5 protein-coding genes are annotated in these 8,718 nt (G+C 66.7%); all 5 read left to right on the top strand.

All coding sequences use genetic code 11. The annotated features are described in order from the left end of the window. The first annotated feature begins 209 nt into the window (after nucleotides 1–209). Nucleotides 210–992 carry a prolipoprotein diacylglyceryl transferase gene (locus JNK68_04605; protein MBL8539634.1) on the top strand — a complete coding sequence of 261 codons (783 nt, stop codon included), beginning with the start codon at nucleotides 210–212 and terminating at the stop codon, nucleotides 990–992. 48 nt (nucleotides 993–1,040) lie between these two features. Beyond that, a complete protein-coding gene (aroK, locus tag JNK68_04600) occupies nucleotides 1,041–1,595 on the top strand; it encodes a shikimate kinase AroK (protein MBL8539633.1) in 555 nt (184 codons plus the stop codon). A gap of 14 nt (nucleotides 1,596–1,609) precedes the next feature. Then, nucleotides 1,610–2,698 (top strand): 3-dehydroquinate synthase, encoded by a 1,089-nt coding sequence (gene aroB / locus JNK68_04595; GenBank protein MBL8539632.1) that lies wholly within the window; start codon nucleotides 1,610–1,612, stop codon nucleotides 2,696–2,698. After that, nucleotides 2,691–3,812, top strand: coding sequence for a deoxyguanosinetriphosphate triphosphohydrolase (locus JNK68_04590; protein MBL8539631.1), 1,122 nt, complete (start codon nucleotides 2,691–2,693; stop codon nucleotides 3,810–3,812). Before aroB ends, JNK68_04590 begins: the two co-directional genes overlap by 8 nt. A gap of 255 nt (nucleotides 3,813–4,067) precedes the next feature. Continuing rightward, nucleotides 4,068–8,693, top strand: coding sequence for a glutamate synthase subunit alpha (locus tag JNK68_04585; GenBank protein MBL8539630.1), 4,626 nt, complete (start codon nucleotides 4,068–4,070; stop codon nucleotides 8,691–8,693). The last annotated feature ends 25 nt before the right edge of the window (nucleotides 8,694–8,718 follow it).

Below are 8,718 nucleotides of genomic sequence, written 5' to 3'. Positions count from 1 at the left end.
TTGTCGAAGTCACCATCGCCGAAACCGACGGCGCGCAACATCGCTCGGTTGGGTGAACGCTGCACGCCCTGCGTGACGATGCGGCTTCTGCGGTTGTCCGACATTCTCGTGATCTCCTGTGCGCTCGAATTCGGGTCGCGCGGCGCCCGGGCGGGCCGCCGAGGGCGGGCTCGTATAATCGCGAATCTTAGCGCAAGCCGGACTTTCTCATGCTCGTTCACCCGCAGTTCGACCCCGTCGCGATCCACATCGGGCCGCTCGCCATACGCTGGTACGGGCTCATGTACCTCCTGGGCTTTGCGCTCGCCATCGCGCTCGGCCGCTACCGCATCCGCGCCCGGCCGGGTGCGCCGATCACCGCCCACGAACTCGACGACATGGTGGTGTACGCCCTGTTCGGCGTGATTCTCGGCGGGCGGCTGGGCTACGTGCTGTTCTACAAGTTCTCCGACTATCTCGCGCACCCGCTTTCCATCTTCGCCATCTGGGAAGGCGGCATGTCGTTCCACGGTGGCTTGCTCGGCGTGCTCATCGCGCTCACGATCTTCTGCCGCCGCACCGGCAAGTCGTGGCTGACGGTGATGGACTTCGTGGCGCCGCTCTGCCCGCTCGGTCTCGGCGCCGGCCGCATCGGCAACTTCATCAATGCCGAGCTGCCGGGTCGCCCCTCGGACGTGCCGTGGGCGATGGTCTTCCCCAACGTGGACGCCATCGCGCGCCATCCCTCGCAGCTCTATGAGTTCGCGCTCGAAGGCGTCGCCCTCTTCATCCTGCTGTGGTGGTTTTCGAGCAAACCGCGCCCGCGCGGTGCGGTCTCCGCGCTCTTCCTGATCGGCTATGGCGTTTTCCGCTTCGCCGTCGAGTTCACCCGCCAGCCCGACGATTTTCTCGGCTTCCTCGCGCTCGGGTGGACGATGGGGCAGTGGCTCAGTCTACCCATGATCGCCGCCGGCATTCTCATGCTGGTCTGGGCGTACAGACGTCGTGCGTGAGGCGCTCCCGCGGTTGCCGCTGTCGTTGCGGATACATAGAATCCGGCAATGACATCGGTCGATGCGTGCGAGTCCCGCCGCAACATCTTTCTCGTCGGCCTCATGGGCGCCGGCAAGACCTCGGTCGGGCGCCTGCTGGCGAAGGACCTGCGCATGACCTTCATCGATTGCGATCACGAGATCGAGAAGCGCACCGGCGTCACCGTGTCGGTGATCTTCGAGATCGAAGGCGAAGAGGGGTTTCGCCGGCGCGAGTCCGCCCTGCTGCACGAACTGGTGCGGGCGGAAAACGTCGTGCTCGCCACCGGCGGTGGCGCGGTGCTGTGGCAGGAAAACCGCGAGGTGCTCGCCCGCCACGGCTTCGTGGTCTACCTGAGGGCGAACGTCGACGAACTGTGGCAGCGCACGCGGCACGATCGCAATCGGCCGCTGCTGCGCACCGAAGATCCGCGCGCGCGGCTCGCCGACCTCTTCGCGCAACGTGACCCGCTCTACCGCGAAGTGGCTGACATCACGGTGGACACCGGTGCGCAGAGCCTGCGCCAGCTGGTGAGCCAGCTCGAGCAGCGCTTGCGCCAGACGCTGCCGCGAGAGCCGGCCTGACGCAACTTCACTTCATGGACACGATCACGGTCGACCTGGGGGAGCGGAGCTACCCGATCCACATCGGTGAGCGCCTGCTCGACCGCGCGGATCTGATCCTGCCGCATCTCGCGCAGAAGAAGGCGGCCATCGTCACCAACACGACGGTGGCGCCGTTGTATCTCGGCCCGTTGCAGGAAACCTTGCAGAGCGCAGGGGTCGCCGTGGTGCCGGTCGTGCTTCCGGACGGCGAGTCCTACAAGACCGGCGCGACGCTGACCCTCATCTTCGATGCCCTGCTTGCGGCGCGCTGCGAACGCAAGACCACGGTCGTCGCGCTCGGCGGCGGCGTGATCGGTGACCTGGCCGGATTCGCTGCCGCGGTGTACCTGCGCGGCGTGCCCTTCATCCAGATTCCGACGACGCTGCTGGCGCAGGTCGACTCCTCCGTCGGTGGCAAGACCGGCATCAATCATCCGCTCGGCAAGAACATGATCGGCGCCTTCTACCAGCCACGACTGGTGCTCGCCGATTACGGCACGCTCGCGACGCTGCCCGATCGCGAGCTCGCCGCCGGCATTGCGGAAGTCATCAAGTACGGCCTGATACGCGACCGGCCCTTCTTCGAATGGCTGGAGGCGAACGTGGAACGGCTGGTCGCGCGCGAGCCTGCGGCGCTGGCCTACGCCATCTGCGCCTCGTGCGAAGCCAAAGCCGAAGTGGTGGGCGCGGACGAGCGCGAGGCCGGCGTGCGCGCGCTGCTCAATCTCGGCCACACCTTCGGCCATGCGATCGAAGCTGGCCTGGGCTACGGCGAGTGGCTACACGGGGAGGCGGTCGCCGCCGGAACCCTGCTCGCGGCGGAGGTTTCGCGCCGTCTCGGGCTGCTCGACAATCGCGATGTCGATCGCATCCGCGCCCTTTACGTGCGCGCCGGCTTGCCAGTCGCGGCCCCCGAGCTGGGTGCGCGGCGCTACCTCGAACTCATGGAAGTCGACAAGAAGGCGGAGGGCGGGCGCATCCGCTTCGTGCTGTTGAAGTCGCTCGGCGAGGCGTTCGTGACGGCGGACGTGCCGGCAGCGGTACTCGAGGACGTGTTGTCCGGCAAGCCGGCGCATGGCTGACCTGGCGGTTTATGCGGTGCACCCGGAAAGCTCGCGCGGGCGCGTGCATGCGGAGGCCGCCCCCGCCGAGCGCAGCGAGTTCCAGCGCGACCGCGATCGCATCGTCCACTCCACCGCGTTTCGCCGGCTCGAATACAAGACGCAGGTCTTCGTCAATCACGAAGGCGACCTCTTCCGCACGCGGCTGACCCACAGCCTGGAGGTGGCGCAGATCGGCCGCACCGTCGCCCGCGCGCTCGCGCTCAACGAAGACCTGGTCGAGGCGATCTGCCTCGCGCACGACCTCGGCCACACGCCCTTCGGGCACGCCGGGCAGGATGCGCTCAACGCGTGCATGAAGGAACACGGCGGGTTCGAGCACAATCTGCAGAGTCTGCGCGTGGTCGACGTGCTCGAAGAGCGCTACGCCACGTTCGACGGCCTCAATCTCTGCTTCGAGACGCGCGAAGGCATCCTCAAGCACTGCTCGCGCGCCGCGGCGAAGACCCTGGGAGACGTCGGCGAGCGACACCTCAGCGGCCGCCAGCCGTCGCTGGAGGCGCAGATCGCGAACCTCGCGGACGAGATCGCCTACAACAATCACGACGTCGACGACGGCATTCGTTCCGGGCTGGTGACGCTCGAGGAGCTCGCCGCCACCAGCATCGTGCGCCGCCATCTCACGCGCGTGCGCGACGAATATCCCGCGCTCGGCGGCCGGCGCCTCGTGCACGAGACGGTGCGCAGGATGATCAACAGCCTGGTCGGCGATCTCGTCGCGCAAAGCCGTGCCAACATCGATGCCGCGGCACCGACGTCGGTGGCAGCGGTGCGGTTCGCCCCGGCACTCATCGCCTTCAGCCCGGAGGTCCAAGCGGAGCAGCAGGAACTCAAGCGCTATCTGCGGCAGCACCTGTATCAACACTTTCGCGTCGCGCGCATGAGCCGCAAGTCCAAGCGCGTCGTGGCGGAGCTCTTTCGGGCCTTCTTCGAGGAGCCGTACCTGCTGCCGCCGCAGTACCAGCTGCGCCACGGCAGCGACGGCCCGCGCGCGATCGCGGATTACGTCGCCGGGATGACCGATCGCTTCGCCATTCGGGAGCATCGCCGGCTGTACGCAATCGACGAATCGTGACCCGTCTTGGTGCGTCTTCGACGCGCCGTGCTGCAATGCGGTGCATGCCTCGCGCCGCCTCAGGTAGTTCCGCGTTTTCAGTAGCTTGTAACGGTTGAAGGCGGTGGTTGATCGAGATACACTCTGCAGCCCCCCGCCACATTTTCCGCTCTGCGTCGTGGCCGCTCGACGCGTTCGAGCCACGGCGGTGTGAGGACCGGCTTTGACTCTACTGCGAGGTCGCCCGTGAACGAATTTCTTCCCCCCCGCCAAGGCCTGTACGACCCCGAGAATGAGCACGACGCCTGTGGCGTCGGCTTCGTCGCTCACATCAAGGGTGCGAAGTCCCACGACATCGTCGAGCAGGGGCTGCAGATCCTGAAGAACCTCAACCACCGCGGCGCGGTGGGTGCGGACCCGCTCGCGGGTGATGGCGCCGGCATTCTCATCCAGTTGCCCGACGGCTTCTTGCGCGCCGAGATGGCGAAGCAGGGCGTTCTGCTGCCACCGTTCGGAGAGTACGGCGTCGGCATGCTGTTCCTGCCGCAGGAGCCGGCTGCGCGGATCGCCTTCGAGGAAGAGATCGAACGCGCCATCCGCGCCGAGGGACAGGTTCTGCTCGGCTGGCGCGACGTGCCGCGCGACAACTCCGGTCTCGGCGAATCGGTGAAGAAGATCGAGCCGGTGATCCGCCAGGTCTTCATCGGGCGCGGACCGGGGGTGACCGTCACCGACGCGCTGGAGCGCAAGCTCTATGTCATCCGCAAGTCGGCGGGACACGCCATCCGCGCGCTCAAGCTTGCTCACGGCAAGGAGTTCTACGTGCCGTCGATGTCGGCGCGCACCATCTGCTACAAGGGCATGCTGCTCGCCCATCAGGTCGGCACCTATTACAAGGACCTGCAGGATCGGTCGGTGGTGTCGGCGCTCGCGCTGGTGCATCAGCGCTTCTCGACCAACACCTTCCCCACCTGGGACCTGGCGCATCCGTTCCGGATGATCGCCCACAACGGCGAGATCAACACGCTGCGCGGCAACGTGAACTGGGTGCGCGCGCGGCAGCACGCCATCTCCTCGCCGGTGCTCGGGAAGGATATCGAGAAGGTGTGGCCGCTCATCTATCCGGGCCAGTCGGATTCGGCGTCGTTCGACAACGCGCTCGAAATGCTGGTGATGAGCGGGTACTCGGTGGCGCACGCCATGATGATGCTGATCCCCGAGGCGTGGGAAAAGCACACGCTGATGGATCCGAACCGCCGCGCGTTCTACGAGTACCACGCGGCGATGATGGAGCCGTGGGACGGACCGGCGGCGGTAGCCTTCACCGATGGCCGCCAGATCGGCGCCACGCTCGATCGCAACGGGCTGCGGCCGGCGCGCTATCTCGTCACCGACGACGACCTCGTGGTGATGGCCTCGGAGACCGGCGTGCTGCCGATCGCCGAGGAGCGCATCGTCAAGAAGTGGCGCCTGCAGCCGGGCAAGATGTTCATGGTCGATCTCGAAGCCGGGCGCATCATCGACGACAAGGAACTCAAGGACGCGCTGTCCAGCGCGAAACCTTATCGCGAATGGATCGATCGCATCCGCATCAAGCTCGACGACCTGCCGGCGCCGGCGGAACCGCGTGAAGAAAGCACGACACCGCTGCTCGACCGTCAGCAGGCCTTCGGCTACACGCAGGAGGATCTCAAGTACATCCTCGGCCCGATGGCGCGGGACGGCGAGGAGGGGATCGGTTCGATGGGCAACGACAGCCCGCTCGCCGTGCTTTCCGACAAGAACAAGCCGCTCTACAGCTACTTCAAGCAGCTCTTCGCGCAGGTGACCAATCCACCGATCGACCCGATCCGCGAAGACCTCGTGATGTCGCTCGTGTCCTTCATCGGACCGAAGCCGAACCTTCTGGGCGTGGACGAGACCAACCCGCCGCTGCGTTTCGAGGTCAGCCAGCCGGTGCTGAACTTCGACCAGATGCAGACGATCCGCCACATCTCGCGCTACACCCGGGGCAAGTTCAGGTCGTGCGAGATCGACATCACCTATCCGGTGGCGTGGGGCAGCCGCGCGATCGAGGCGCGCCTCGCGAGCCTGTGCGCGCAGGCCGAGGACATGGTGCGCTCCGGTTGCCAGATCCTCATCGTTTCCGATCGCAACGTGAATGCCGAGAGGGTCGCCATTCCGGCACTGCTCGGGCTCTCCGCCATCCACCAGCATCTGGTGGACAAGGGGCTGCGCACCTCGGCGGGCCTCGTGGTGGAAACCGGCTCGGCGCGCGAGGTGCATCACTTCGCGCTGCTCGCCGGCTACGGCGCCGAGGCGGTGCATCCCTACCTCGCGCTCGAGACCATCCTCGGCACCGCGAGCGAATACATCCTGCCCGAGTACCGCGGCGACAAGGGCATCGCCCACTACGTCAAGGCGATCGGCAAGGGGCTGATGAAGGTCATGTCCAAGATGGGCATCTCGACCTACATGTCCTACACCGGCGCGCAAATCTTCGAGGCCGTCGGCCTGTCGCGGGCGCTGGTCGACAAGTACTTCACTGGCACCACCTCGAACGTCGAAGGCATCGGCGTGTTCGAAGTCGCCGAGGAGGCGATCCGCGTACACCGCGGCGCCTTCAGCAACGATCCGGTGCTGGCGCATGCGCTCGAGGCGGGCGGCGAATACGCCTTCCGCGTGCGCGGCGAGGACCACATGTGGACGCCGGACGCGATCGCCAAGCTGCAGCACTCGACGCGCACGAACAGCGTCGGCACCTACCGCGAGTACGCCCGGATCATCAACGACCAGTCGCGCCGCCACATGACGCTGCGCGGGCTGTTCGAGATCAAGGTCGATCCGGCCCAGTCGATTCCCATCGACGAGGTGGAACCGGCGAAGGACATCGTCCGCCGCTTCGCCACCGGCGCCATGTCCCTGGGCTCGATCTCGACCGAGGCGCACACCTCGCTCGCCATCGCCATGAACCGCATCGGCGGCAAGTCGAACACCGGCGAAGGCGGTGAGGACCCGCGCCGGTTCGCGCCCGTGAAGAGCGGCGATACCCTGGCAGGACTGCTCGGCCGCGACCGCATCGCGCGCGATCTACCGCTGCAGGAGGGAGACTCGCTGCGCTCGCGGATCAAGCAGGTCGCCTCCGGCCGCTTTGGTGTCACCACGGAATACCTGACGAGCGCGGACCAGATCCAGATCAAGATGGCGCAGGGTGCGAAGCCCGGTGAGGGCGGGCAGCTGCCCGGGCACAAGGTGTCCGAGTACATCGCCGAGCTGCGCTTCTCGGTGCCCGGCGTCGGCCTCATCTCGCCGCCGCCGCACCACGACATCTACTCGATCGAGGATCTGGCGCAGCTTATCCATGACTTGAAGAACGGCAATCCGCGTGCCTCGATCAGCGTCAAGCTGGTGTCCGAGATCGGGGTGGGCACGGTGGCGGCGGGTGTCTCCAAGGCGAAAGCCGATCACGTCACCATCGCGGGCCACGACGGCGGCACCGGCGCGAGTCCGTGGTCGTCCATCAAGCACGCCGGCACGCCGTGGGAGCTCGGGCTCGCCGAGACGCAGCAGACGCTGGTGTTGAACCGGCTGCGCGGCCGCATCGCGGTGCAGGTCGACGGACAGATGAAAACCGGGCGCGACGTGCTCATCGGTGCCCTGCTCGGCGCGGACGAGTTCGGCTTCGCCACCGCCCCGCTGGTGGTGCAGGGCTGCATCATGATGCGCAAGTGCCATCTCAACACCTGCCCGGTCGGCGTGGCAACGCAGGATCCGCAGCTGCGTAAGAAGTTCTCGGGACAGCCCGAGCACGTGGTGAACTTCTTCTTCTTCGTGGCCGAGGAAGTGCGCGAGTACATGGCGCAGCTCGGCATCCGCCGCTTCGACGACCTGATCGGCCGCAGCGACCTGCTCGACATGAAGAAGGGCATCGAGCACTGGAAGGCCAAGGGCCTCGACTTCTCGCGCATCTTCTACGTGCCGTCGATGCCGGCGGAGGTCGCCCGCCTCAATTCCGAGAGCCAGGACCATGGCCTCGAGCGCGCGCTCGATCATCGCCTGATCCAGCTCGCGGAAGCGGCCATCGAACGCGGCGAACGGGTGTCGATCGAGATGCCCATCCGCAACGTCAACCGCACCGTCGGCACCATGCTCTCGTCCGAGGTCGCACGGCGCCACGGGCACAAGGGTCTGCCCGAGGACACGATCCACATCACGCTGGCGGGGTCGGCGGGCCAGAGCTTCGGCGCCTTCCTCGCGCACGGCATCACCCTCGACCTGATCGGTGAGGGCAACGACTACGTCGGCAAGGGGCTCTCGGGCGGACGCATCGTCGTGCAGCCGTCCGCCAAGTTCCGCGGCGTGCCGCGGGAGAACATCATCGTCGGCAACACGGTGCTGTACGGCGCGATCACGGGTGAAGCCTTCTTCCGCGGTGTGGCCGGCGAGCGCTTTGCCGTGCGCAACTCGGGGGCGCACGCGGTCGTCGAGGGCGTCGGCGATCACGGTTGCGAGTACATGACCGGCGGCACGGTGGTCGTGATCGGCAGCATGACCGGGCGCAATTTCGCCGCCGGCATGTCGGGCGGCATCGCCTACGTGCTCGACCTGGACGGCACGTTCAAGGACCGCTGCAACACCAGCATGGTCAAGCTGGAGCCGCTGCTTGCCGAAGCCGAGCAGGAGGGCAAGGTGCCGCGCGAGGTCTGGCATCTCGACAGCTCCGACGAGTCGGTCGTGAAGCGCCTGCTGACCGCGCACCTGCGCTATACGGGCAGCACGCAGGCAAAGCAGGTGCTCGATCACTGGAACGATTTCCGGCCACGCTTCGTGAAAGTGTTCCCGAACGAATACCGGCGCGCGCTGGGCGAGCTTGCCGCGAAAGGCCGCAAGCTCGCTGCCTGACAGACCGGAAAGGGCGACCTCCGAC

This window comes from Betaproteobacteria bacterium (assembly GCA_016791345.1).
Taxonomy (GTDB): domain Bacteria; phylum Pseudomonadota; class Gammaproteobacteria; order Burkholderiales; family JAEUMW01; genus JAEUMW01.
Note: the sequence above shows the minus strand (reverse complement) of the source record. Positions and strands in the feature narration are given on the sequence as shown.